Origin of the sequence: Paraliobacillus salinarum, from assembly GCF_014083865.1 — a bacterium.
Lineage (GTDB): Bacteria > Bacillota > Bacilli > Bacillales > Amphibacillaceae > Paraliobacillus > Paraliobacillus salinarum.
Genome location: NZ_JACEFA010000023.1, coordinates 1 through 25,853 on the forward strand (window position 1 = coordinate 1; position 25,853 = coordinate 25,853).

24 protein-coding genes, 1 tRNA gene and 1 rRNA gene are annotated in these 25,853 nt (G+C 37.2%); 21 read left to right on the top strand and 5 right to left on the bottom strand.

Annotation, left to right across the window (positions count from 1 at the left end; translation table 11 throughout):
* On the bottom strand, nucleotides 1-175 hold a 175-nt coding region (locus HP569_RS14640; RefSeq protein WP_182199881.1), incomplete at its 3' end, for a transposase.
* 164 nt (nucleotides 176-339) lie between these two features.
* On the opposite strand from HP569_RS14640, the gene HP569_RS13920 reads away from it, so the two are divergent.
* Nucleotides 340-636, top strand: coding sequence for a HesB/YadR/YfhF family protein (locus HP569_RS13920; RefSeq protein WP_182201766.1), 297 nt, complete (start codon nucleotides 340-342; stop codon nucleotides 634-636).
* A gap of 41 nt (nucleotides 637-677) precedes the next feature.
* On the opposite strand, the gene HP569_RS13925 is transcribed toward HP569_RS13920, so the two are convergent.
* The 3 genes from HP569_RS13925 to HP569_RS13935 all read right to left on the bottom strand — a co-directional run bounded on the left by HP569_RS13925 (nucleotide 678) and on the right by HP569_RS13935 (nucleotide 4,278).
* The gene (locus HP569_RS13925) at nucleotides 678-1,658 is read right to left on the bottom strand and encodes a polyprenyl synthetase family protein (RefSeq protein ID WP_182201767.1); all 981 of its coding nucleotides are present in this window, start codon (nucleotides 1,656-1,658) and stop codon (nucleotides 678-680) included.
* A 35-nt stretch (nucleotides 1,659-1,693) separates the two neighbouring features.
* Nucleotides 1,694-2,230, bottom strand: coding sequence for a Gx transporter family protein (locus HP569_RS13930; protein ID WP_182201768.1), 537 nt, complete (start codon nucleotides 2,228-2,230; stop codon nucleotides 1,694-1,696).
* A 176-nt stretch (nucleotides 2,231-2,406) separates the two neighbouring features.
* Nucleotides 2,407-4,278, bottom strand: coding sequence for an FAD-dependent oxidoreductase (locus HP569_RS13935; RefSeq protein WP_182201769.1), 1,872 nt, complete (start codon nucleotides 4,276-4,278; stop codon nucleotides 2,407-2,409).
* Nucleotides 4,279-4,650: 372 nt separating this feature from the next.
* Between HP569_RS13935 and HP569_RS13940 the strand changes: the two genes are divergently transcribed.
* The 5 genes from HP569_RS13940 to HP569_RS13960 are packed head-to-tail and all read left to right on the top strand — an operon-like array spanning nucleotide 4,651 to nucleotide 9,180.
* A complete protein-coding gene (locus HP569_RS13940) occupies nucleotides 4,651-5,700 on the top strand; it encodes an FAD:protein FMN transferase (protein ID WP_182201770.1) in 1,050 nt (349 codons plus the stop codon).
* Between the two features lie 14 nt (nucleotides 5,701-5,714).
* Nucleotides 5,715-6,656: a 1,4-dihydroxy-2-naphthoate polyprenyltransferase gene (gene menA / locus HP569_RS13945; protein WP_182201771.1), complete on the top strand. Its 942-nt coding sequence runs from the start codon at nucleotides 5,715-5,717 to the stop codon at nucleotides 6,654-6,656.
* Between the two features lie 39 nt (nucleotides 6,657-6,695).
* Nucleotides 6,696-7,517 carry an energy-coupling factor transporter ATPase gene (locus HP569_RS13950; protein WP_246367324.1) on the top strand — a complete coding sequence of 274 codons (822 nt, stop codon included), beginning with the start codon at nucleotides 6,696-6,698 and terminating at the stop codon, nucleotides 7,515-7,517.
* Complete coding sequence (locus HP569_RS13955) at nucleotides 7,508-8,368, top strand: energy-coupling factor transporter ATPase (RefSeq protein ID WP_182201772.1); 861 nt, start codon at nucleotides 7,508-7,510, stop codon at nucleotides 8,366-8,368. The genes HP569_RS13950 and HP569_RS13955 overlap by 10 nt, the downstream gene beginning before the upstream one ends.
* Nucleotides 8,365-9,180: an energy-coupling factor transporter transmembrane component T family protein gene (locus HP569_RS13960; RefSeq protein WP_182201773.1), complete on the top strand. Its 816-nt coding sequence runs from the start codon at nucleotides 8,365-8,367 to the stop codon at nucleotides 9,178-9,180. Before HP569_RS13955 ends, HP569_RS13960 begins: the two co-directional genes overlap by 4 nt.
* A 108-nt stretch (nucleotides 9,181-9,288) precedes the next feature.
* Here HP569_RS13960 and HP569_RS13965 read toward each other — a convergent pair.
* Nucleotides 9,289-9,365: transfer RNA gene (locus tag HP569_RS13965), tRNA-Met, on the bottom strand.
* Nucleotides 9,366-9,651: 286 nt separating this feature from the next.
* Here HP569_RS13965 and spoIIE point away from each other — a divergent pair.
* From spoIIE to HP569_RS14040, 15 genes are all read left to right on the top strand, one after another.
* Nucleotides 9,652-12,099 (top strand): stage II sporulation protein E, encoded by a 2,448-nt coding sequence (spoIIE, locus tag HP569_RS13970; protein WP_182201774.1) that lies wholly within the window; start codon nucleotides 9,652-9,654, stop codon nucleotides 12,097-12,099.
* 97 nt (nucleotides 12,100-12,196) lie between these two features.
* Nucleotides 12,197-12,937: a vWA domain-containing protein gene (locus tag HP569_RS13975; RefSeq protein ID WP_182201775.1), complete on the top strand. Its 741-nt coding sequence runs from the start codon at nucleotides 12,197-12,199 to the stop codon at nucleotides 12,935-12,937.
* Entirely contained in the window at nucleotides 12,906-13,853 is a 948-nt protein-coding gene (locus HP569_RS13980; RefSeq protein ID WP_182201776.1) for a serine/threonine protein kinase, read from the top strand. The genes HP569_RS13975 and HP569_RS13980 overlap by 32 nt, the downstream gene beginning before the upstream one ends.
* Nucleotides 13,854-13,962: 109 nt before the next feature.
* Nucleotides 13,963-15,369, top strand: a complete 1,407-nt coding sequence (gene tilS / locus HP569_RS13985; protein WP_182201777.1) for a tRNA lysidine(34) synthetase TilS — start codon at nucleotides 13,963-13,965, stop codon at nucleotides 15,367-15,369.
* A 10-nt stretch (nucleotides 15,370-15,379) separates the two neighbouring features.
* The gene (gene hpt / locus HP569_RS13990) at nucleotides 15,380-15,922 is read left to right on the top strand and encodes a hypoxanthine phosphoribosyltransferase (protein WP_182201778.1); all 543 of its coding nucleotides are present in this window, start codon (nucleotides 15,380-15,382) and stop codon (nucleotides 15,920-15,922) included.
* Nucleotides 15,923-16,083: 161 nt separating this feature from the next.
* A complete protein-coding gene (gene ftsH / locus HP569_RS13995; RefSeq protein ID WP_182201779.1) occupies nucleotides 16,084-18,084 on the top strand; it encodes an ATP-dependent zinc metalloprotease FtsH in 2,001 nt (666 codons plus the stop codon).
* A 171-nt stretch (nucleotides 18,085-18,255) separates the two neighbouring features.
* Entirely contained in the window at nucleotides 18,256-19,041 is a 786-nt protein-coding gene (locus tag HP569_RS14000; RefSeq protein ID WP_182201780.1) for a type III pantothenate kinase, read from the top strand.
* The gene (gene hslO / locus HP569_RS14005; protein WP_182201781.1) at nucleotides 19,042-19,914 is read left to right on the top strand and encodes an Hsp33 family molecular chaperone HslO; all 873 of its coding nucleotides are present in this window, start codon (nucleotides 19,042-19,044) and stop codon (nucleotides 19,912-19,914) included.
* 11 nt (nucleotides 19,915-19,925) lie between these two features.
* Nucleotides 19,926-20,822, top strand: a complete 897-nt coding sequence (locus HP569_RS14010; protein ID WP_182201782.1) for a peptidylprolyl isomerase — start codon at nucleotides 19,926-19,928, stop codon at nucleotides 20,820-20,822.
* Between the two features lie 98 nt (nucleotides 20,823-20,920).
* Nucleotides 20,921-21,847 carry a cysteine synthase A gene (gene cysK / locus HP569_RS14015; RefSeq protein ID WP_182201783.1) on the top strand — a complete coding sequence of 309 codons (927 nt, stop codon included), beginning with the start codon at nucleotides 20,921-20,923 and terminating at the stop codon, nucleotides 21,845-21,847.
* A 124-nt stretch (nucleotides 21,848-21,971) separates the two neighbouring features.
* The gene (gene folP / locus HP569_RS14020) at nucleotides 21,972-22,799 is read left to right on the top strand and encodes a dihydropteroate synthase (protein ID WP_182201788.1); all 828 of its coding nucleotides are present in this window, start codon (nucleotides 21,972-21,974) and stop codon (nucleotides 22,797-22,799) included.
* Entirely contained in the window at nucleotides 22,792-23,154 is a 363-nt protein-coding gene (gene folB / locus HP569_RS14025; protein WP_182201784.1) for a dihydroneopterin aldolase, read from the top strand. The genes folP and folB overlap by 8 nt, the downstream gene beginning before the upstream one ends.
* Nucleotides 23,154-23,666: a 2-amino-4-hydroxy-6-hydroxymethyldihydropteridine diphosphokinase gene (gene folK, locus HP569_RS14030; protein ID WP_182201785.1), complete on the top strand. Its 513-nt coding sequence runs from the start codon at nucleotides 23,154-23,156 to the stop codon at nucleotides 23,664-23,666. The genes folB and folK overlap by 1 nt, the downstream gene beginning before the upstream one ends.
* Nucleotides 23,667-23,890: 224 nt before the next feature.
* The gene (gene lysS, locus HP569_RS14035; RefSeq protein WP_182201786.1) at nucleotides 23,891-25,375 is read left to right on the top strand and encodes a lysine--tRNA ligase; all 1,485 of its coding nucleotides are present in this window, start codon (nucleotides 23,891-23,893) and stop codon (nucleotides 25,373-25,375) included.
* Between the two features lie 353 nt (nucleotides 25,376-25,728).
* A 16S ribosomal RNA gene (locus HP569_RS14040) occupies nucleotides 25,729-25,853 on the top strand; the annotation flags it as partial.

Below are 25,853 nucleotides of genomic sequence, written 5' to 3' on the forward strand. Positions count from 1 at the left end.
TATGTTTTTTCCTCATTAATCCCTCCACTCCAAATTTCTCAAATACCTTTACCCATCTTTTTAATGGTGAACTGCTTTTCATACCGTGCTTCCTTGCTAATATATCATAACCCAATTTTCCATCTTGATATTCTTTTACTAGCATTAATTTAAATTGTTCACTATATTTAGCCATAAAAATACACCCCAAAAGTTAGATTTTCACTCTAACTTTTGGGGTGCAGTACATTATTGAGATAGTTCTTTTTTTTATCAATCATTTTGGTTGCAATTATGGTTTAATAAATAGAAAATAGAGATAATATCCATAGTGTAAGATATTGGAGGTGACTATCACATATGTCATTGACTGTAACGGAAGAAGCGGCAAAATGGTATATAGATGAGATGGGCTTAGAGTCTGGTCAGTATGTCCATTTTTTTGTTAAATTGTATGGGGGTATCCCTACTGCACATTCTAATTACTTTTTAGGTGTATCTGTAGGGAAGGATGGAGAAATTGGTATCTCTGATGAAGTAGAAGGTGTTACATTTTATTTCACCCAGCAAGATAAATGGTTCCTTGAAGCTTATCATTTAACGGTAGATATGGGAGAAGAAGAAGCAGTATTTGAATTTACTCCAGTAAATGATTAAGTGTATGAAATAGCAAAAAAATCGGGCAATTGCCCGATTTTTTATTTGATTCTATTTAGTAGACCTATTGTTATAGAGTATAAATCATTTTTATAAGTGCCATCAGGTAATTTATTTAATTCCTTTAATGCTTTTTTTGTATAGCGTTCAGCTAAGTTCTTGGCCTTTTGTATGCCTTGCTCTTGCTCGATAATTTCTGTAATGCGCTGTATGTCTATAGCTTGTAAAGCATCTTTCTTTGATAAAAGTGGTTTTAATTCGTCTGCTTGTTTTTGCATTGCATAAATTAATGGTAATGTATAAATTCCTTGTTGTATGTCCGCCATAATTGGCTTACCAACTTCTTGAGCTTTCCCTTGATAATCTAAAATGTCGTCCATAATTTGAAATGCCATACCGATATAATGCCCCATATTCCAAGCGGTTAATGCTTGTCTCCTCGTAGCTTTGCTATCCACAGCGCCGGAGTAACAACTAACTGCAAAAAGTTGAGCTGTTTTTCCAGAGATTCGAGATAGATAACTCTTTACACTGGTTGGTGGCAAATAACGTGCATTTAACTGATCCAATTCTCCAGTTAATACTTTTTCCATGCTTCGTGAATTAAATTCTAGTTGAGCGAGAGATGTTGCGTGTCGCGATAGAATATTAAAGCAGACAGAAAATAAGTAGTCACCAGCGTATATGGCGAATTGATTGCCATGCGTTGTTTGTAGTGTTTGATGTCCGTGTCTTGTAGGTGACTCATCAATGACGTCATCGTGCACAAGTGTAGCCATATGCAACGTCTCTAATGCTGCAGCAACAGCTATTGCTCGCTCTTTATCTTGGTCTGGACCAATGTTTGAGCATAACAGGGAGTAAGTAGGGCGAAGTAATTTTCCCCCAGCAAAAATCATCTCTTTAATGATCGCATTTACCTTTTTATCACGAATACGAATATTACTATTAATGAGGTTTAATACACTCTCTAAATCATTTTTAAGTTCGGGATATTTATCCCACATTGGATGTACACGCATTAGGATAACCTCTTTCTCTAAAAGTAGTTATGCTGTCACTGCTGTCTTAAATCACGCAAATCCATGTAGTAGTGTAATTTTTCTACGTGAGTTAGTATATAATTTGCAGCAATACCAATAGCAATACCAGATAAAATACCGATAAACGATAATACAGGCAAATATAGCATGACTGTCCAGGTTTGAGCGATCCAGCTTGCTATCATTAATTGGCCCACATTATGTAATACAGCTCCAGTCGTGCTGACACCTATTAGACTAACATGCTTTCTCCCTAGGTTTTTCACAAAAAGCATCCCTAGAAAACTGAGTAATGCACCAGCAGCACTATACATGAAAGTCGATATCGTTCCACCTAGCAATGTTGCTAATACTAATCGAATGCTTACTACTTTAAAGGCATCCTTTGTGGGTAAGGTGTATAAAGCGAGCAATGTAATGATGTTTGCTAAGCCGAGCTTTGCACCAGGAGCTACAGCAAAAGGAAATGGAATGGCACGCTCTAATAAGCTAATAATAACGGCTTGTGCTGCTAGTAAGGCAATATAAACGAGTCGTTGATTTTTTGTCATAGCTAAACCACCCCAAATCATCTTGATTTTAAGAAAACAGTAAAGGGCAATAAAAAGAAAAGAAGTTGTACTGCTTTTATTCTTATTCCCCTTTCATGTCTTTTTAAATACATAGAATAAAGAAGATAAGCGAGTGGCTCAAGTAAATATGAGCCAATCGCCTTTTTTTCATCTACTTATTTTTTATCTTGATAAATGGCACTTTCTTTTCCATACCACCAACGGCCTAGTTTTTGTTGGATAAATGGGATTACCCAATAATCAAGTCCAAATGTACGTCCAGATCCATTCATTAGAGCGATAGATGCTGGTAACGCCCATACTTTATCCCAACCAAGCATAGCAGATAAAGTAAACATAACAAGGAACCCAGCACTTGCTGCGTTAGCTAACCATGTGAATAATCCACCTAAAATAGCTAAACCAATTGCTAATTCAACAAACACCATGAATTTTTGCATAAAGATCGCCATTTCTGGAGTTGGAAGAACAATTTTCATAAACCATTCAAAGATCCCTGGCATTTTACTTAAAATTGGTGTTGCCCATTCCGTAGCTGAGGCAGATGCACTTGCTCCACTAGTAGCTGTTTGTAACCATTCAAACGGAAGACGAACGGTATCGCCAACCAACCATGATCCTTCACCTAATCCTTTGAATAGATCAGGTACGGTAGACCAACTAGAGATTGCATTTTCAAATGTTTCTTTACCCCAAATTTTTGTACCGGCTTCAACTAACCAGAATCCAGCGACAAAGACTCGTAGTGGCAAGCTCCATAACACATTACCGTAGCGTGTTAAGAAGTCGCGGAAGATGTTACGTTTATCTTTTGTTTCAAAGAACTCATGACGGATATATTGAACCATATAATAGCCGCTTGCAATACCCATGAAATAATAAAGGTTAACCATATGTTTCATAAAGTTCGCAAACCATCCACTTAGTGAAACACCCATTAAGTTTGCAACACCGTATCTGGCACCGATAGATACCATTGTACCGTGATATTTACCTTCATAAGATGTTTTGTCACCACCACTAATTTCAGCGATAATGTTCTTAGCAGCAGTCGTACCTGTTTGTTCAGCTGCTTCAACAATTTGTGGTGTTGGCTTTCCTGGCTCTTCTTCATAGTAAGCTAAGTCACCAATAACATAAACGCTATCGTATTGCTCAGACTCCATATATTCGTTTACTTTTAAACGACCAGCGCGTGCAGTCTCCATACCGTAATCTTTTGTATCAGAGTTCGCTTTTACACCAGCTGTCCATATCAACGTATGTGTAGGTAGTGTGTCTCCTGATTTTAAAATAATTTCTTCTGCTTTTACTTCAACAATCGGTGAATCTTTTAATATTTTAACACCTTTTTTGTTTAAATATGCTTCTGCTTTATCAGCATCTTTTCTTTCTAGCATATTTAAAATCGTTGGAGCAGCTTCTACAACGTATAGTGAGATTTCTTCTGCATCTAGTTTGTTGTCTTTCGCTAAGCGTTCTTTCCATTCAATTAATTCACCAACCATTTCAATTCCGGTAAATCCAGAACCACATACAGTAAAGGTTAGCATAGAACGACGTGTTGCTTCGTCATGTACAGTTGCAGCTTTTGCTACTGTCTTCTCAATATGCTCGCGAAGCTTCACGGCATCTTCCCAAGACCATAGTGTGAAAGCATGCTCACCTACACCAGGAGTACCAAAATCATTTGGTTCGCCACCCATACCTAAAATCAGGTAATCGTAGTCGTATTCTCCGTGTGCTGTCGTAACTTTTTTCGTATCATGATCTACATGTGTTACGTTGTCAGTTACTAAATTCACTTTCGTGCGGTTAAATAACTTTCGTAGGTCAAATTGAATTGCATCTGGCTCTACTCGGTGTGCTGCTACTTCGTGTAATTCTGTCATCATCGTGTGATAGGAATGGCGATCAATTAACGTGATTGTAACTGAGTCGTCTTTTTTGTACTTCTTAGCTAATTTTTTAGCTGCGTGTACACCAGCATAACCAGCACCGATAATGACAATATTCTTGTTTGCCATAATATCTATTCACTCCTTATAAAATAAAAATCAATAATATCAACGTTGTGAAAGTCTGAACAACCGCTTATAATTGTACCTCTAGTTCGTGCCTATGTCTAGTGAGTTTTTAAAGATTATATATAAATAAATCTAAAAAGTTCACAACTTTAATAAAAATTTTAAACTATAAAGTTCAATAAGTTTTCACATGTTGTATAAAATACCTATACAACTAACTTTTAACCGTGCTATGGTAGTATTAATCAAAGGTATAGGATATAGACACTATAATGAAGAAGATGCTATACTTATTTCGGAAAAATGTGAAAAAGTTCACATTTATAATAATTTAATTTATATTTATTATTTCATGTTAGAGAGGTTTTGACAATGTTGAAAAAGAAATATGTGTTGATGCTATCGTTAATTATATTCGTTATAACGGGTTGTAATACTAATGAACAGAAAGTATTAGAATCACCTTATAAAAAAACAGAATTTATGATGGGTACTGTTGTGACGTTAAAGATTTATGATGAAGGAAAGGAAGATGTTTTAAGTCTCGCCTTTAATGAAATGGAACAACTTGCTGGTCAAATCGGAGTAGGTGAAGCAAATTCACAAATCGATCAAATTAATACCGCTGCCGGAGAAGCTCCAGTAGAAGTATCTGAAGATGTTTTTAATCTAATCCAAGCTGGAAAAAGCTATAGCGAACAAGCGGAAGGGTCGTTTGATATTACTGTTGGTCCTTTAACTTCACTATGGCATATCGGGTATGAAGACGCAAAAAAACCAACACAAGAAGAAATAGATGCTGTCCTACCTTTAATTAATTATCAAAAAGTTTTACTAGATGAAAAAGAACAGACGGTATACTTAGAGGATAAAGGAATGGGAATGGATTTAGGTGCTATTGCAAAAGGGTTTATTGCGGATAAAGTAACACAGTTGTTAGATGAAGAAGGAGTTACGACAGCTATTATTGATTTAGGTGGAAATATTTATGTGAAAGGTAATAATCCTTCTGGAAAAGAGTGGACGGTCGGTGTGCAAGATCCATTTACAGAGCGTGGCCAAATTGTGGGTAAAATAGAAGCGAGTAATCAATCCATCGTTACTTCGGGTATATATGAGCGGTATTTAGAAGTAGATGGTGAACGATATCATCATATTTTGAACCCGCTTAATGGTTATCCATATGAGAATGAAATTGCTGGTGTGACAATCGTGAGTGAAAAATCGATAGATGGGGATGCACTGTCTACTTTAATTTTTTCTAAAGGTTTAAAGGATGGATTAACACACATTGAAAAACAAGAAGGTGTAGAGGCGATCTTTGTTGATAAAGACCAGCAAGTATATATTACTTCAGGCTTAGATGACGAATTCGAGTTAACGAATGAATCATTTAAATTAGGAAATAGAGAAGAACTATAGTAAGGGGAGATCAGATGTCCATCGCTACATTTTTAAAATTAGTAGAAATTCAAACTAAAATTGCAAGTGTATTTCCGTTTTTAATTGGTTGTTTGTTTGTTTATTATCGTTATGATTCCTTTCAACCATTAAATACAGCAATCTTTTTTCTTTCTATGCTTACCTTTGATTTAACAACTACTGCGATTAATAATTATATGGATTATCGGAAAGCATCTTCTGAAGCATATCGGAGAGAGCATAATGTAATTGGCCAACAAAATATATCTGAACGAGTTGTCGTTATAACAATTTTAAGTTTATTGTCTATCGCTACGGTATTAGGAATTTGGCTTGTTTTCCGAACAGATTTATTTGTGTTGTTAGTAGGGATGGTATGCTTCGGTATTGGGATATTTTATACGTTTGGACCAATACCGTTTTCTAGAATGCCGTTAGGAGAAATTTTTTCGGGGATAACAATGGGTTTTGGCATATTGTTCCTATCTATTTATGTCAACGCATTTGATCAAGGAATTGTACAACTATTATGGCAAGGTAGAATGATTAGCTTACAGGCAGATATATTGTTAGTCTTAGAAATTATATTAATTAGTATTCCGTGTGTATTTACCATTGCTAACTTAATGCTTGCCAATAATATTTGTGACTTAGAAGAAGATATTCGTAATCAGCGTTTTACTTTACCATATTATATAGGGAAAAAATATGCGATTTGGCTATTTAATGGGTTATACATTTTATCATTTATCTCTATTGTGTTGGCTGTATTGTTAGGATTGTTACCTTCCATCTTGCTGATTATCTTGCTAGTAAGCTATCCAGTGTATCAACTTGTTCGCACGTTTAATAACAAGCAAGTAAAATCGGAGACATTTAGTGTTGCAGTAAAAAACCTAGTCTTAGTAAATGGTTCATTTGCGATGCTATTAGCAATAACGGTATTGTTCTACTAAAATGAAAGAGAATAACTTTCGAAAAGAAGGAGATGGATAGTGTTGGTAGCTGAAAAGACAATCGTAGAAGTGGATAATCTTACGTTTCGCTATGACTTACGTAAGGATGATCATACCTTGTCAGCTATCTCAATCTCCATTAAACAAGGGGAATGGGTAGCGATTGTTGGTGGTAATGGTTCAGGCAAATCAACGCTAGTTCGTTTACTTGCTGGATTGTTAAAAGCTGAACGTGGAACAATCACGATTGATGGCGTAAGGTTAAATGATGAAACAAAGTGGGATATCCGAAAAAAGATAGGATTAGTATTTCAAAACCCTGAAAATCAATTTATCGGTACTACTGTGCAAGATGATATTGCTTTTGGGTTAGAGAATAATAATATTTCTTATGATGAGATGAAGCAAACGGTTGATGAAGCATTAAAGTTAGTTGGTATGGATAGTTATCGCAATCAAGATCCCTCCCGCTTATCTGGTGGTCAAAAGCAACGAGTTGCTATAGCGGGTATTCTGGCTTTTAAGCCGAATGTGATTATGTTGGATGAGGCGTTGGTGATGCTTGATCCAAGAAGCAGAATACAACTTTTATCAACGTTAAAAAAGCTTAGAGAGCAAAATGATATTACGATTATTTCTGTTACACATGATATGAATGAAGCAGCATTAGCAGATCGCATCATTGTAATGGATAACGGAACTATTATTCAAGATGGTATTCCGGAACAAATATTTATCAATAATGATCAGCTATCCCCCCCTTTTGCAGAACAGTTGCGACGTAAATTAGCTGAAAAAGGAAGCGCAGTACCACAAAGCTATATGACAGAAGACGAAATGGTGGATTGGTTATGCAGGTGAATTTTAAAGGGGTAGCAGCAGATTATCAAATCGGTCCTATTCGAAGTAAAAACATTATACAACAAGTAAACCTCTGTCTCCCTAGTCAGTCTTTTACAGCAATCGTTGGTCATACTGGTGCAGGGAAGTCTAGTTTGCTTAAAACAATAAACGGATTGCTTCTTCCTACAACAGGAACAATTCAAGTTGGTGACCAAACAATAACTGCTGATTCCCCAAGTAAAGCTGTACTAAAAAGCATCAGACAAACGGTAGGAATGGTGTTTCAGTTTCCAGAAGCACAACTGTTTGCCGAAACGGTCGAGCAAGACATTTGTTTTGGGCCTTTAAATTTTGGTGTGTCAAAGCAAGAAGCCAAACAATTAGCACAAGAAGCGATTGCATTAGTTGGCTTAGAAGAGTCGATTCTGGCTAAATCTCCATTTTCATTATCGGGTGGACAGCAACGACGTGTGGCGATCGCTGGTGTGTTAGTAATGAACCCTGATGTGCTCGTTCTAGATGAACCAGGAGCCGGCTTGGATCCAAAAGGGAAAGATGAAATTTTGACTCTGGTGAAAAACCTACATGAATCAAAGGGGATTACTACGCTATTAGTTACACATGAGATGAATGATGTTGCGCGATATGCAGATGATGTTGTTGTTATGGAACATGGAGAAGTCGTAGCGCACAAGCCAGTACATACTTTTTTTGATGATGTGCAACAACTGAAATCTTGGTCTCTTGATTTACCTGAGGCAAGGCGATTTCAGTTACGCATAGAAAAGGAAGCAAACGTAAAGTTACCAAAAGTTTGCTTAACCATCGATGATTTAGTAGCGTCCTTAATTGAGGTGGGACTAGCATGAACAAACTAATTTTAGGAAGATATTTTCCGGGTGAGTCCTGGTTACATCAAATAGACCCCAGAGCAAAGCTTGTTGCAGCGATTAGTTTTATTGCTATTTTATTTATTGCGGTTAATTGGCAAGGCTATCTTTTATTAGGCTTGTTCACTATATTTGTCATGCGACTATCTGGTATTTCTTTTAAAATGTATATTCGAGGTGTGCGACCGTTAATCTGGCTAATCCTTTTTACAGTTTCGTTACAGGTTTTATTTACTGCAGGTGGAACCGTGTATGTAAACTGGGGCCCAATTACCATATCAGAATATGGCTTAATTAATGGTGTGTTTATTTTTTGTCGATTTGTAATGATTATTTTTATTTCAACGGTAGTTACTTTAACAACAAAACCGATCGATTTGACCGATGGAATTAATGCACTGCTTTCTCCATTACGGTTGATTAAAGTACCGGTAGATGATATTTCGTTAATGCTCACGATCGCGCTTCGTTTTATTCCAAATCTACTAGATGAAACACAGAAGATCATGGACGCACAAAGAGCAAGAGGGACAACATTTGGTGAAGGATCATTAGTTGAACAGATGAAGAAGTTAGCTCCGATTATTATGCCACTATTCGTTAGTTCTTTAAAGAGAGCAGAAGATATGGCAGATGTGATGGAAGTGAGAGGTTATCAATCATCTAAGCCGAGGTCTAGCTTTCGGAAGCTAGCTTGGAAAAAACGAGATACGGTTGCAATTGTAACGATGGTTGTTTTAACAGCTGTGCTTGTATTATTACGTGAGTTAGGCGCATATTCTATCTATTAAACAGGTTAGGGGTAGCTATGTTATACCATAATTATACGAAAAAAAGATGGTCTCCTAAAGGATGCCATCTTTTTGTACTTTATATGTATAGTAACAAGGTTTGAAAAATGGTAGCGGCGGAGGGGATCGAACCCACGACCTCACGGGTATGAACCGTACGCTCTCGCCAGCTGAGCTACGCCGCCATGTATATTACTTTAAAGTCACAAGTGATATATTACAATAGCAATTACATACTGTCAATAGTTTAAATGAAAAACACGGATTATATCAATAAATATCGTATCAAAATAGGTGTTGCTTCAAGAAAAAAGGGGGAACCAATTTTCGATGATTGAAAGGTTCTTGGTGAATATAAAGTGATGTAGCAGAAAATCGTCGAACATTTTGATACGATTGGTGGGAGGTTTTGACAAAAAAATGCAATGAACTGTGCTTTAATTATCAACATACTATACAAGGAGTGAAGGTATGTTGGAAACATTATCTGGACCAAACGTGATAGGTAGATATGAAAAGAAAACGAAGAAGGGAAAAGCGCAGTGGAAAGATGCAACTCGAAAACTTATGCTGGAGCAAGGTGGCATCTTATATATTATTGCTTTTTTACTAGGACGAGCAGTTGTTTTGGAATCATTGTCACCATTTGTACTTGCTTATCTCGCTTCGATTTGGCTTTTACGAAAAGAAAAAGCACGCCCAATAATGTTAGTTATGGTAGCTAGTAGTTTAACTATTACTGGACAGCATAGTTTCTATATCGCTTTAGCAACACTTACATTTATTTTTTTTGCTGCTATCTGTCGCTCTTTGAAACACCAACATAAGATCATTCCAATCATTGTCTTTTGTTCAAGCTTATTACCAAGATTGGTTGCTTATGCTTTATTTGAGTCATTAACATTATATGAATGGATGCTTGCGGGCACAGAAGCAACTCTAAGTGCTGTCTTAGTATTAATCTTTATGCAAAGTGTGCCTTTATTATCACCAAAAAGATATAATCCTACTTTAAAGAATGAAGAGGTTATTTCTTTAATCATTCTTTTAGGTTCCTTACTAACAGGAATGATTGGTTGGCAAATTTTCGGTGCAAATGTAGAGCAAATTGCATCTAGATATCTTGTGTTATGGCTTTCATATATTGGTGGTGCTGCAATTGGATCTACTGTTGGGGTAGTAGCTGGATTAATCTTAAGCTTAGCAAGCGTTGGAAGTATTTATCAAATGAGTTTATTAGCTTTTGGTGGTCTTTTAGGTGGTTTGCTAAAGGAGTGGAGAAAAATAGGGGTTAGTTTAGGTTTAATGATTGGGACTGTATTACTTGGTTTTTATGGAGAAGGCGCCATTGTTTTGACGGTCTCACTGTTAGAAACAAGTTTTGCGGTTGGACTATTTTTATTAACTCCTTTGCGGTTAATACGTACTGTTGCACGCTACATACCTGGAACAAGTGAGCATGCAAAAGAGCAGCAGCTATATGTTCAAAAAGTAAGAGATGCGACAGCGAATCGCATGGAGCAATTCTCCAATGTGTTCCAAGCGTTATCCAAAAGCTTTGACATGCAGAAAATACAACAAGTAAAAGTGACACAAGAGGAAAAAGAAATGGACTATTTTTTAAGTAATGTGACAGAGCGAACGTGCCAAAGCTGCTTTAAAAAAGAACGTTGCTGGGTCCAACAATTTGATAAAACATATGAATTAATGAACGATGTAAAACAAGATTTAGAGCAACATCAAAGGGTAGATAAAGTATTACATTGTCAGTTTGCTAATCATTGTGTAAAGTCAAATAAAATTTATGAAGTAATGAAAGAAGAGTTATCTTACTATCAAGCAAATCAACAGTTAAAAAAGCAGGTAGGAGAGAGTCGCCGCTTTGTGGCAGATCAATTATTAGGTGTATCAGAAGTAATGGGTGACTTTGCTAAAGAAATAGTGAAAGAAAGAGAAAACCATGAACAACAAGAGATGGATATTGTTGCTGCATTAAAACAAATGGGTTTCGAAATAATGAAATTAGATATTTACAGTTTAAAAAAAGGAAATATAGATATCGAAATGAATTTATCTGTTTATGAATATCACGGGGAAGGACAGAAGATTATTGCTCCGCTTCTTTCTGATATTTTACAAGAATCGGTTGTGGTAAAAACGGAAGAAACGTCACCTTTACCAAATGGGTACTGTCACTTATGTTTCGCCTCTGCCAAAAACTTTGTTGTCGATGTTGGTGTAGCACACGCAGCCAGAGGAGGTGGCTTTATTTCTGGTGATAGCTATTCAGCAATGGAACTGAGCTCTGGAAAGTATGCACTTGCAATCAGTGATGGCATGGGGAATGGAACTAGGGCACACGAAGAAAGCTCAGAAACACTAAGACTTTTACAGCAGATTCTTCAATCTGGTATTGATGAGCACGTAGCAATAAAGTCAATTAATTCTGTGCTTTCGTTACGCACAAATGATGAAATATTTTCTACGCTGGATCTTGCCGTTATAGATTTACATCATGCAGGTGTGCAGTTTTTGAAAATTGGTTCCACACCAAGCTTTGTTAAGCGTGGAAATCAGCTTCACATGATTCAAGCAAGTAACTTACCGATTGGTATCATCTCGGATGTCGATGTAGAGGTAGTTCATGATGAGCTTAAAGATGGGGACATGCTAATCATGGCAAGTGATGGCATTTTTGATGGACCAAAACATATAGAAAACATGGATGCTTGGTTGAAGCGGAAGTTAAGAGAGTTGGAAACAGATGAGCCTCAAGAAGTGGCTGATATTTTATTAGAAGAAGTCATTCGAGCAACAGAGGGCGCAATTGTTGATGATATGACATTAGTTGTTGCAAAAATTTCGAAATTCCAACCGAAATGGGCGACCATTCCTTTTTATCAAAGGCAAGCAAACTAATATTTTTCTTATTGGCTCGTATAAAATCCTATGAATCTGTCGACAATGATGCTAAGAAAAAGGCTGAAGGATAAAGGCGTAGGAGGAGCATGAAAAAATGAGAAAAGGAACATTGAAGCAAATTTTATTAATAACAGATGGTTGTTCGAATCAAGGGGAAGATCCTGCCATGATTGCTACATTGGTGGCTCAGCAAGGAATAGCTGTCAATGTGATTGGTGTATTAGAAGATAGTCAAAGAGAAAATCCACCAGGTCTTGAAGAAGTCGAGGAAATAGCTGAAGCAGGCGAGGGTGTAAGTCAAATTGTTTATCAACAAGCACTATCACAAACGGTTCAAACAGTAACGAAGCAGGCGATGACACAGACGTTACAAGGTGTAGTAAACCAGGAACTAAAGCAAATTCTAGGACCAGGACAAACAGTTGATTCTTTGCCGCCAGAGCAACGTGGTGAAGTGATGGAAGTAGTTGAGGATCTAGGAGAAACATGTAATGTAGAAGTGCTTGTGTTAGTGGATACGAGTGCAAGTATGCAAAATAAGCTGCCAACAGTGAAAGAAGCTTTAATGGATTTGTCTATTAGTATGAATGCAAGGATTGGAAAAAATAGATTTGCGATTTATTCTTTCCCTGATAAACGAAAAACAATTAAACAAATTATTGATTGGTCCGAGAAGCTAGATGCAATGGCTTCCGTCTTTCCGAAGCTTACAAGTGGTGGTATTACACCAACAGGTCCAGCATTAAAAGAAGCAATGTATCAATTTGGAAAATCAAAATTAATGAGGAGTAGGAAGCGAGAAGATGAATCCACATTTGAGCAAACAGGTAATTAATCTTCGGCCAGGCTCATTAATTTATGGTCATTGGCATAAGCAACGTTATAAAGTAATCTCTTTACTTGGAAAAGGTGCAATCGGATCTGTTTATTTATGTGAGCGAAGTGATGGCAAAAGAGTAGCACTAAAAATAAGTGACAAAAGTGCATCAATTACTACTGAAGTGAATGTTTTAAAGCAATTGAACAAGGTCCAAGGTACTTTACTTGGGCCTTCTTTGTTTGATGTAGATGATTTCGTATTATCTAACGGTATTCGCTACTCTTTTTATGTGATGGAGTATGTGAAGGGAATACCAGTTTCCGCATTCTTAAAAAAAAGAAGCAAAGATTGGCTTGGGGTTTTTTTATTACAAGTATTATCAGACTTAGATCGATTGCATCAACAAGGGTGGGTGTTTGGAGACTTAAAGCTAGATAATGTGCTTGTGACAGATATGCCTCCTAGAGTGCGATGGATTGATGTTGGCGGAACCACGCAAATAGGTCGTTCTATTAAAGAATATACAGAGTTTTACGATCGTGGTTATTGGCAGCTTGGTACTAGAAAAGCTGAACCAAGCTATGATTTATTTGCTGTTGTTATGCTTGCTTTGCATTATGCTTATCCAAATCAGTTTGACAGAGGTAAAAATCCAGAGCAAACCTTAAATGAAAAGCTTAGGCAAGCAACAGTTCTTCAGCCTTATCGAGTATGCTTAGAGCGAGCGTTACGCGGGCATTATCAAACAAGTGCACAGATGTTAAATGATTTAAATCGTATCTTAATAAAAAGGCAAACAACACCCATGTTCCGTCACCAATCCATAACAAATAAACAAGTAGCTGGAGATACCGTGCTTCCCTTAATCGAAACGTCAGTGATCGGAGTTAGTTCTGCGTTGTTTTTTCTTGTCTATTACTTCTTCATTTAACATACATTTGTAGATGACACTTTTAAATCATCGTCTTATGTTGTTCAAGTTGTGGCAAACATGATAGGATAGACTTGTTTATCAATCTTGGAAAGAAGATGAGAAGCACATGCTAAATCAAAAAGTAGACCATTTTATAAAACAACATCAGCTATTTCACAAGAGTGCAACACTTATCGTTGGCGTATCTGGTGGACCAGACTCGATGGCGTTACTTCATTATTTACAAGCGAAAAAAAAAGTTTGGGATTGGACGATTATTGCTGTAGCGATTAACCACTGTTTGCGTGGTGAGGACGCCTCGGCCGATATAGAATTTGTCCGCAATTACTGCTTGAAGCATAATATTACTTTTGAGGCTGGCATAGTAGATGTTCCTAAACTAAAACGAGAAGAACATCTAGGTACCCAAGATGCAGCGAGAAGACTGAGGTATTCTTTTTTTGAGGAAAAAATGAAGCAATACGACGCAGATTATCTTGTGCTAGGGCATCACGGAGATGATCAAATCGAAACGATGTTTATGCGTATGACAAGAAGTGCAAATCCTAGTGCTTTAAAAGGTATTCCACTGAAGCGCCCTTTTGCCACAGGTTATATTGTCCGTCCATTTTTAGCTATTAATAAAGAAATGATCAAGATGTATTGTTTAGAAAATGGGATTACTCCGAGGCTTGATCCATCGAATGAGGAGGATGTGTACACTAGAAACTATTTCCGAAAACATCTTTTGCCATTGTTAAAGGAGCAAAACCCAAGCCTTCATCATTCCATTCAAAGGTTAAGTGAATCAATTGGAGCGGATCAAGATTATTTGGAAGAGCAAGCGAAAAAAGCCTTGAAAAAAGTTTTAGTTTTTCCAATGACACAATCAGCTGTAAATCTATCAATTAATCTTGTGAAAACATATCCGTTTGCTTTACAAAGACGAATGTTTCATCTAATATTAAACTATCTATATCACACTATTCCTTCTGGGTTATCTTATGAACATGAACAGTACTTTTTGAACCTAATTCATAGCAATCGTGCGAACGTGACGATAGACTTACCAAATGGTTTGAAATTACATAAAGCTTATGAAACAATTCTGTTTACATTTAATCAAGAAGATGCACCGTTTTTTTCTACTTCATTACCTGTTCCTGGGCAAATCACTTTACCTTCAGGTGACATCGTACTGGCAACTGTTACCGATGATAATATTTCAACTATTAATGGGAAGAATACATTAATATTACCAGTAAGCGACTCAGAGAAATATGCTTCATTCGTTGTTCGTTATCGAAAACCAGGTGATCGAATGCATGTAAAGGGATTAGGAGGTAGTAAAAAAGTTAAGGACATCTTTATTGATAAGAAGATCCCGTTACAGAAAAGAGACCAATGGCCATTAGTTATTGATCAAGAAGGACATGTATTATGGATAATAGGCTTAACTAAAGGAATGATTCCAAACCAAAAACAAGTAAATCAATATATTCAACTAGAATATAGGGGAGCAGAACTTTATTAGGAGGATCGGAATGCATAAAGATATTGAAAAAATATTGGTTTCACAAGAAGAGATCGAACAAAAATGTCAAGATTTAGGTCGACAATTATCTGAAGAATATCAAGACCGCTTCCCGTTAGCTATAGGAGTACTAAAGGGAGCGTTGCCGTTTATGTCTGATATCCTTCGTTGTATGGATACATATTTAGAAATGGATTTTATGGATGTATCTAGCTATGGTGGGGAAATGCGCTCATCAGGTGAGGTTAAAATTGAAAAAGATTTAAACACAAAGGTAGAAGGTAGAGATTTGTTAATCATTGAAGATATTATCGACAGTGGTTTAACACTAAGCTATTTAGTTGATCTGTTTAAATACCGTAAAGCAAAGTCAATTAAAATTGTCACATTGTTAGATAAACCAGAAGGCCGAACTGTAGATATTAAAGCAGATATTGTAGGCTTCCAAGTTCCGAATGAGTTTGTTGTTGGATATGGTTTGGACTATCAAGAGAAATATCGCAATCTGCCATACATCGGTGTGTTGAAGCCACATATTTATGGTGGAGAATAACGTCTAGTAAACAAGACAAGACGCTCCTTGTTTTAATTTGAAATAGATATAACGTAAGAAAGTTACAGTAACATAATGATAGGAAAATACAAATAGTTGTAATCGCCCTTTTTATTATGATACTATTTACTATAGTTTTCTCGCTTGGGAGGAGGTAGGCAATGAACAGAATTGTACGTAATGTTATTTTTTATTTTGTTATATTTATCGTAGTAATTTCCGTTATGGGAGTTTTTACAGGACAAAATAATCAACAAAAAGAATTTAGTGTAAGTGAATTTATGGAACAGTTTGATAAAGGAAATATTGCTGAAATGGACATGAGGCCCTCTAATGGTGTCATGCGCATTACTGGAACATTAACGGATGAAGAAAATAATTCATTTGTAACAAACATTCCAGATAACCCTGAAATTGTTGCTGAAATTACAAAACAGGGTTCAGAGCAAGGGATTATTGATATAAAAGAAGAAGAACAACCGAGTGCATGGTTAACGATATTAACCTCTTTAATTCCGTTTGTGATTATATTTATCTTATTCTTCTTCCTACTTAACCAATCACAGGGCGGTGGTAGTCGTGTGATGAACTTTGGTAAGAGTAAGGCTAAGATGTATAGTGAAGAGAAGAAAAAGGTTAGATTTAAGGACGTTGCCGGAGCGGACGAGGAGAAACAAGAACTAGTAGAAGTTGTTGATTTCTTAAAAGATCCGCGAAAATTCGCTGCAATTGGTGCGAAAATCCCTAAAGGTGTGTTATTAGTTGGACCACCGGGAACAGGTAAAACATTGATTGCGCGAGCAGTTGCTGGTGAAGCAGGCGTGCCGTTCTTCTCTATCAGTGGTTCTGATTTCGTTGAGATGTTTGTTGGTGTTGGTGCTTCTCGTGTACGTGATTTATTTGAGAACGCGAAGAAGAATGCACCATGTATTATCTTTATTGATGAAATTGATGCTGTTGGACGTCAACGTGGAGCCGGAGTAGGTGGCGGACACGATGAACGTGAACAAACATTAAACCAACTATTAGTTGAAATGGATGGCTTCGGTGAAAATGAAGGAATAATCATTATTGCTGCAACAAACCGTCCAGACATTTTAGACCCTGCGTTATTAAGACCTGGTCGTTTTGACCGTCAAATTACAGTAGATCGTCCGGACTTACGTGGGCGTGAGGATGTATTGAAAGTACATGCGCGTAATAAGCCGCTTGCTGAAGATGTAGAACTAAAAACAATTGCAATGCGTACGCCTGGATTTTCGGGTGCAGACTTAGAAAACTTATTAAACGAAGCGGCACTAGTTGCAGCTCGTGGCGATAAACAAAAAATCGAAATGGTTGATGTAGACGAGGCCATTGATCGTGTAATCGCTGGACCTGCTAAGAAGAGTCGTGTTATTTCTAAGAAAGAAAGAAATATTGTTGCCTATCATGAAAGTGGACATACAATTATTGGCATGGTATTAGATGATGCGGATATGGTTCACAAGGTTACGATTGTTCCACGTGGTCAAGCTGGTGGTTATGCAGTTATGTTACCAAAAGAAGATCGTTACTTTATGACAAAGCCAGAACTCTTAGACAAGATTACTGGACTACTTGGTGGTCGTGTAGCAGAAGAAGTTATCTTTGGTGAAGTAAGTACAGGTGCTCATAATGACTTTGAGCGTGCTACAAATATTGCACGTAAGATGGTTACAGAGTACGGTATGAGTGAGAAAATTGGACCGCTTCAATTTGGTAGCTCTGGTGGTCAAGTGTTCTTAGGTCGCGATATGCAGAATGAATCGAATTACAGTGATGCCATTGCATATGAAATTGACCAAGAAATCCAAAGCTTTATTAACCAATGTTACGCAAGAGCGAAAGAAATTCTTACTGAAAATAAAGATAAGCTAGAATTAGTTGCTCAAACATTGTTAGAAGTGGAAACATTAGATGCGTCACAGATTAAGTCTCTGTTTGAAGAGGGTGTAATGCCTGAGCCTGTTGTTTCCGAACAAGATGGTAAAGCACCAGAACCAACTGTGGAAACAGATGAGTCAAGTAATCAAGATGTGAAAGTGAATATTCAATCAAAATCATCTGATGAAAAAACGACTGAACATCACACAGAAGAGCAAGAAACAGAAGAGGATGCAGATTCAGATAAAAAAGAATAATGCGTAAAAAAGGAGGGTGTTTACGTCACCCTCCTTTTTTATTTGAGTAATTAATGTAGAATACATACGAGTTACTCGTATTTGAATTAAAAGATAAGAAACGATAAAATTAGTCAAAAATATAGTTTTATTAAAAACAGTTTTTAAATTCATATAGAGTTGGTGATCACAATGATTTTTGTGTTGGATGTAGGGAATACAAATACAGTGTTAGGTATTTTTAAAGAAGATACGTTAAAATATCAATGGCGAATTAAAACAGATAGAGATAAAACAGAAGATGAATTTGCTATGCTAATTAAATCATTTTTTCAACATGAATCCATATCGTTTAATGACATTAAAGGAGTGATTATCTCCTCTGTTGTTCCTCCGATTATGTATGCGCTAGATAGTATGTCGAAAAAATATTTCAAACAAGATCCAATTATTGTTGGAAATCAATCAATGGAATCTTTATTAAAAATCAAGTATCCAAATCCAAAGGAATTAGGGGCTGATCGAATTGTTAATGCGATTGGTGCAATTGAAGAGTATGGAGCACCACTAATTATTATTGACTTTGGGACAGCCACAACCTACTGCTATATTAACGAACATGAAGAATACGTTGGTGGCGCGATTGCACCGGGAATAAATATCTCGTTAGAAGCACTCTACACGAGAGCCGCTAAATTACCTAAAGTAGAAATAACGCATCCTGAACAAATTATTGGCCATTCTACTGTAGAAGCGATGCAATCTGGCATTTATTATGGATATGTTGGACAAGTAGATGAAGTGGTGCGCAGGTTTAAGAAAGTCAGTCCAAAAGAACCTACAGTCCTTGCTACTGGTGGTCTATCTACGTTAATGTCAGATGAGTCGAGCACAATAGACATAGTAGATCCTGCACTTACGTTAAAAGGGTTGTACACAATTTATAGAAAACTAAAAAATAAAGGGGTATTTTTGTAAATGAAGGATTATCTAATTAAAGCGACAGCATTTAACGGCACAATCAGAGCATATGCAATACAATCAACGGAAACAGTGGAAGAAGCGAGAAGACGACATGATACGTGGGCAACAGCTTCGGCAGCGCTGGGTCGAACGATTACGATTACTACAATGATGGGCGCAATGCTTAAAGGAAATGATAAATTAACGGTAAAAGTGGAAGGAGACGGACCAACTGGACCAATCGTTGCTGATGCAAATGCTAACGGCGAAGTGCGCGGTTATATTACGAATCCTCACGTTGATTTTGATTTAAACAGTAAAGGAAAATTAGATGTTGCTCGAGCGGTAGGAACATCTGGTAGTTTAAGTGTCGTAAAAGATTTAGGTTTAAAAGAAAATTTTACAGGACAAGTTCCAATTATATCTGGAGAAATAGGTGAAGATTTCACTTATTATTTTGCCAATTCAGAGCAAGTCCCTTCAGCTGTTGGTGCGGGTGTGTTAGTTAATCCGGATCATAGTATTCTTGCTGCAGGAGGATTCATTATTCAAGTTATGCCCGGTGCAACGGATGAAACCATTTCACAAGTTGAAGAAAAAATCGCTACAATGCCTGCAATTTCCACTTTGATTAGAGAAGGGAATACACCTCAACAAATATTAGCAATTTTATTGGGAGAAGAAAATATAAAAATACATGAATCTTTACCTGTTACTTTTTCTTGCTTCTGCTCAATTGATCGAATTAAAAACGCTATTCGGGGGTTAGGGAATGAAGAGATTGATAAGATGATTGAAGAAGACCACGGTGCAGAGGCTACTTGTCATTTTTGTAATGAAGTCTATACTGTCTCTGAAGAAGAGTTGCAGGAATTAAAACAATCATAAGGAGAGAGAAGATGAGGCGCAAGCTAGTATTGGGTATCATACTCGGTCTTTTGTTAACGAATATAGTCACATTAGGTCTTTGGTGGTGGAACAGCAGTACTGGAGATGTTGATTACTCCGTTGACTTTGAATCTCGAAAACCAGTAGCTAAGGTGAATGGTGAAAAAATTAAATATAAAGATTGGTTAAGTTATTTAGAAAATCAATACGGAAAAAAGGCATTACAAGATATGATTGATACACAAGTTATTAAACAGCTGGCGGATCAAGAAGATCTCTCCATTAATAAGGGTGTATTAAAGTTAGAAGTCTCATTACTCGCCACGATGGAAGGACCGTTATCTAAAGATGCCATCAAAGATAAGAAAAAAAAATGGGCTAAAGAAGTTACCGAGCGCCTGTATCTAGAAGAGCTTGTAACACGGGATATATCTGTTTCCGAACAAGAAATTCGTGCTTATTATGATAAATACGGGGATCAATATAATTTCTCTCCGACCGTACAATTGTCACATATTATTGTATCGGATGAGGGTGTAGCAGATAAAATAATGGAAGAATTGGATGAGGGAACGTCTTTTTCAGCTTTAGCACAAAAATATTCATTAGATGAAGAAACAAAAAGTAGTGGCGGTTATTTAGGGTTTTATACAGAAAGTAGTAGTTTTATACCAAGTGAATATTATGAACAGACACAACAGTTAGATGATCACACTTACAGTCAGCCTATTCAAACAACAGAAGGGATAGCTATTGTTTATTTGCATCATTATCTACCTGAGGTCGACCTTTCGTATGAGCAGCTTCATGCACATATCCGGCGCGAAATTGCTTTAGAGAGAATGGCGGACCATCCCGATGCATCCAAGTTATGGAATGATTTGGAGGTAGAGTGGATTTATCAGTAAAAATGGCAGTAATTTAATTGAAATTAGTTGACAAAGTAATTGATTTTGCATACAGTTATATTAAACAAATAAGATTACTCGGAATTAGGAGTGGTAAAATGAAAATAGCGCAATCTATTGCGGAGTTAATTGGAAACACCCCTATCGTAAAGTTGAATCGTTTAACATCAGAGAATGAAGCAGATGTTTATGTAAAGTTAGAATTCATGAATCCTGGTAGCTCAGTTAAGGACCGTATTGCCTTAGCGATGATAGAGGCTGCAGAAGAAAAAGGCGATTTAAAACCTGGAGATACGATTGTAGAACCGACTAGTGGGAATACGGGTATTGGCTTGGCGATGGTGGCTGCGGTTAAAGGCTACCGAGCAATTTTAGTAATGCCGGATACCATGAGCTTGGAACGTCGTAATCTTCTTCGTGCATACGGTGCTGAATTAGTTCTCACGCCTGGTGCAGAAGGAATGAAAGGTGCAATTAAAAAAGCTGAAGAATTGCAGCAAGCGCATCAATATTTCATGCCACAACAATTCCAAAATGAAGCGAATCCAACGATCCATGAACAAACAACGGGAGTAGAAATTGTAGAGCAAATGGGAGATCAATTAGACGCATTTGTAGCTGGTATTGGAACGGGTGGTACGATTACGGGCGCTGGTAAGGTATTAAAACAAAACTATAAAAATATTGAAATTTACGCTGTAGAACCTGAAGCGTCTGCGATACTCTCTGGCGGCGAACCAGGACCACACAAAATCCAAGGTATTGGTGCAGGCTTTATTCCGAAGGTGCTTGATACCGATAGTTATGATCACGTACTTACTGTCAGTAACGAAGATGCATATGCTACCGCGCGTGAAGCTGCCAAGACAGAAGGGTTATTAGGTGGCGTTTCATCAGGTGCTGCAATTTATGCAGCAAAACAAGTTGCCAAGAAGTTAGGGAAAGGAAAGAAAGTATTAGCCGTTATCCCTAGTAACGGAGAGCGTTATTTATCAACACCGTTATACCAGTTTGACAATGAATAAGTAATCATGTTGAAGCAACTTCTAGTTAAAAGAAGTTGCTTTTTCTGTTAAAGTTAATATAGATATGATTAATTTGATTAATAGATGATAAAATAAATAGAAAAGGTGACAGCTTGTGAATCGGATGATAAAAACAAACCACGGAACACTTAATTTAAATAAAAAAACAATGATAATGGGAATTCTCAATGTGACTCCAGATTCTTTTTCTGATGGAGGGAAATACACTGATTTGGATAGAGCTGTTGATCAGGCAATAAAGATGGTTAAAGACGGTGCCGATATTATTGATATTGGTGGGGAGTCGACTAGGCCTGGACATACGCCGGTTTCGGAAGAAGAAGAAATTAGAAGAGTGGTTCCAGTAATAGAAGCGATTCGAGAAGCGGTGTCGATACCTATTTCTATTGATACATTTAAAGCAGAGACCGCAAGCAAAGCGATCGAAGCTGGCGCAGATATGATCAATGACGTATGGGGAGCAAAATACGACCGAAAAATGGCAAGTGTCGCTGTAGAAAAAGGTGTGCCGCTTATTTTAATGCATAACCGAAAAGAACTGAATTACAATAATTTCTTGGAAGATGTAAAAACAGATTTGAAAGAGAGTATAACGATCGCGCAACAATCAGGAGTACTTCCTGAACAAATAATTTTAGATCCTGGAGTCGGTTTTGCGAAGACTCTAGAACAGAATTTAGAGGTAATGAGGACATTGGATCAATTTGTTGACCTTGGTTTCCCTATTTTACTAGGAACCTCAAGAAAATCAATGATCGCCAAAGTGACAAACTTACCAGTAGACCAGCGCGACGAGGCAACAGGGGCTACGACGTGTTATGGCATAACGAAAGGAGTCGACTTTGTTAGAGTTCATAACGTAGAAATGAACGCTCGCATGGCTCAAATGATGGATGCTATGATTCAGAAAGGGGAAAATACAAATGGATAAAATATATTTACATAAATGCGCTTTTTATGGTTATCATGGTTTGTTTCCGGAAGAGACGAAGCTTGGACAACGTTTTTTTGTTGATTTAGAACTAGAGCTTGATCTACAGCAAGCGGGTCGTTCTGATAACATGGAAGATTCGATCAATTATGGCGCCGTATTTGAAACAATGAAAGAAATTGTGGAGGGTAGGCCGTTTCATTTGTTAGAAGCATTAGCAGAAGCTATTGCCTCAAAATTACTATTGGATTTTTCTTTATTACATGCTTGCCGTGTGAAGGTAGACAAACCAGACCCGCCAATACCTGGACACTATCAAGGGGTTGCAGTTGAAATATATCGGAGTCGGTTGTAATGCCTATTAGTTATATAGCGCTTGGCTCAAACATAACACCTCGTTTTGAATATTTAGATCAGGCTATAAAAATGCTAACAAAAAGCGAAAACATTTCTGTGAAAAAGGTATCTTCTGTTTATGAAACAGATCCGGTTGGATTTACCGATCAAGCTAGTTTTTTAAATATGGTTATCGAAGTAGAGACGACGCTTGCTTCCATTGAGTTATTAGATGTTTGTCAGCGTATTGAACAAACGCTTGGCAGAAAAAGAATTAAAAGATGGGGTCCTCGCACAATTGATCTTGACATTTTGTTATATAATCAAGAAAATATGAAGACAGAGCGTCTAGTTATTCCACATCCAAGAATGCATGAAAGGGCTTTTGTGCTAGTGCCGTTACATGAAATTAACCCCATTGCTTATCTTCCTATAGTTGAGTATGATGTTACAAATGCACTTTCCTTCATTCCTGAGGAGGACAAGCAGAGTGTAATTAGATGGGGTTCTTATAACTTGGAGGCAGAATAACAGTGTTTCATGACGTGAAATAAGTATTCTTTTACAATAATAGAGGATTTGTATCGCGTATTTTAAAAATGCCTAGGAAGCTAGATAGTTGCTGTTAGTCTTTTGTGAGTGCATTTATTTAATCTTGTGTTATCATGAAATAAGTTTTGTTATTAACATTTCTGCTTAAAGTAAGAAAGATTAATATAATAGTTTTATTAAATCAGACTTTAGGAGTGAAAAGGATGTCAGAAGAACTAAATGAACACATGCGCGTTCGACGTGACAAGTTAGAGGCTTTTCGTCAAAAAGGCATTGATCCTTTTGGAGATAGATTCGAACGTACGCATTCGTCAGATCAGTTAAAAGAAAAGTATGAAGATTTTTCAAAGGAACAGCTAGAAGAGAATCCGGTTGTAGTAACTGTTGCTGGCCGGATTATGACAAAGCGTGGAAAAGGAAAAGCGGGCTTTACTCATATTCAAGATTTAAGTGGCCAAATTCAGTTATATGTGCGTAAAGACGCGGTAGGTGAAGAAGCCTATGAATTATTTAATGCAGCAGATCTAGGTGATATTGTTGGCGTGACAGGAACAATGTTTAAAACTAACGTTGGTGAGTTATCTGTTAAAGCAGTAAGTTTCTGTATGTTAACAAAATCTCTTCGTCCATTACCAGAAAAGTTCCACGGGTTGAAAGATGTCGAGCAACGTTATCGTCAACGCTATCTTGATTTAATTACAAATCCAGAAAGTAAGGATACGTTTATTACGCGAAGTAAAATAATACAATCAATGAGAAGGTATTTGGATGATGCTGGTTTCTTAGAAGTTGAGACGCCAATGATGCACGGCATACCAGGTGGTGCAGCAGCTCGTCCATTTATTACACATCATAATGCATTAGATATTCCTTTATATATGCGTATTGCAATTGAATTGCATCTGAAACGCCTAATCGTTGGTGGGATGGAAAAGGTCTATGAAATCGGGCGTGTTTTCCGTAATGAAGGAGTTTCGACTCGACATAACCCTGAATTCACGATGCTCGAATTATATGAAGCATTTGCCGATTACCACGATATTATGTCTTTAGTAGAGAACATGGTGGCTCACATTGCTAAAGAAGTGACTGGTTCAACAACGATTCCTTATGGTGATGTAGAGGTTAATTTAGAGCCTAAATGGAAAAGAGTGCACATGGTTGACGCTGTAAAAGAGCATACTGGTGTAGACTTCTGGGAAAAAATGAGCGATGATGAAGCGAGAGCACTTGCAAAAGATCATGGTATAGAAATCAAAGATACGATGACTTTTGGGCATGTAGTTAACGAGTTCTTTGAACAATGTGTAGAGGATAAGCTAATCCAACCTACATTTGTTTATGGTCATCCAGTGGAAATTTCTCCACTAGCTAAAAAGAACAAATCAGATGATAGGTTTACTGACCGTTTTGAGTTGTTTATTGTTGGAAGAGAGCACGCTAATGCGTTCTCTGAGTTAAATGATCCGATAGATCAACGCGAGCGTTTTGAAGCGCAAGTGAAAGAAAAAGAACTTGGTAATGATGAAGCTCATGAGATGGATGAAGATTTCTTAGAAGCATTGGAATATGGACTTCCTCCTACAGGTGGTTTAGGCATCGGGATTGATCGTCTAGTAATGTTATTAACCAATGCACCATCAATTAGAGATGTGCTATTATTCCCGCAAATGCGCCATAAAGACTAAGGTTAATTCTAAAGCTCTTGTAATGGTTAAGATTACAAGAGCTTTTACTTTTAATTTGTTATTGACTTTGCTTGTTGAGGGTGATATATTATCTAAGTCGCTGATTTTTATGTAAATCAACCGACAAAAAATATTTAAAAAACCGTTGACAAATTAAAATGGTTTTTATATAATATAAAAGCTGTCGCAAACAAGACGGTGAGTATTTGATCTTTGAAAACTGAACAAAACAACCAATATGTTAAGAAGTAACATGCTAGTCAAGTAATGAGTGAGCGAACTCAATGATCGCCGACTAGGTTCGCAACATCCGTGTTGCAACATCGGCATCAGCACATCCATGTGCAAGCTATTTTATGGAGAGTTTGATCTTGGCTCAGGACGAACGCTGGCGGCGTGCCTAATACATGCAAGTCGAGCGCGGGAAGCAAACAATCACCCTTCGGGGTGTGCGTTTGTGGAACGAGCGGCGGACGGG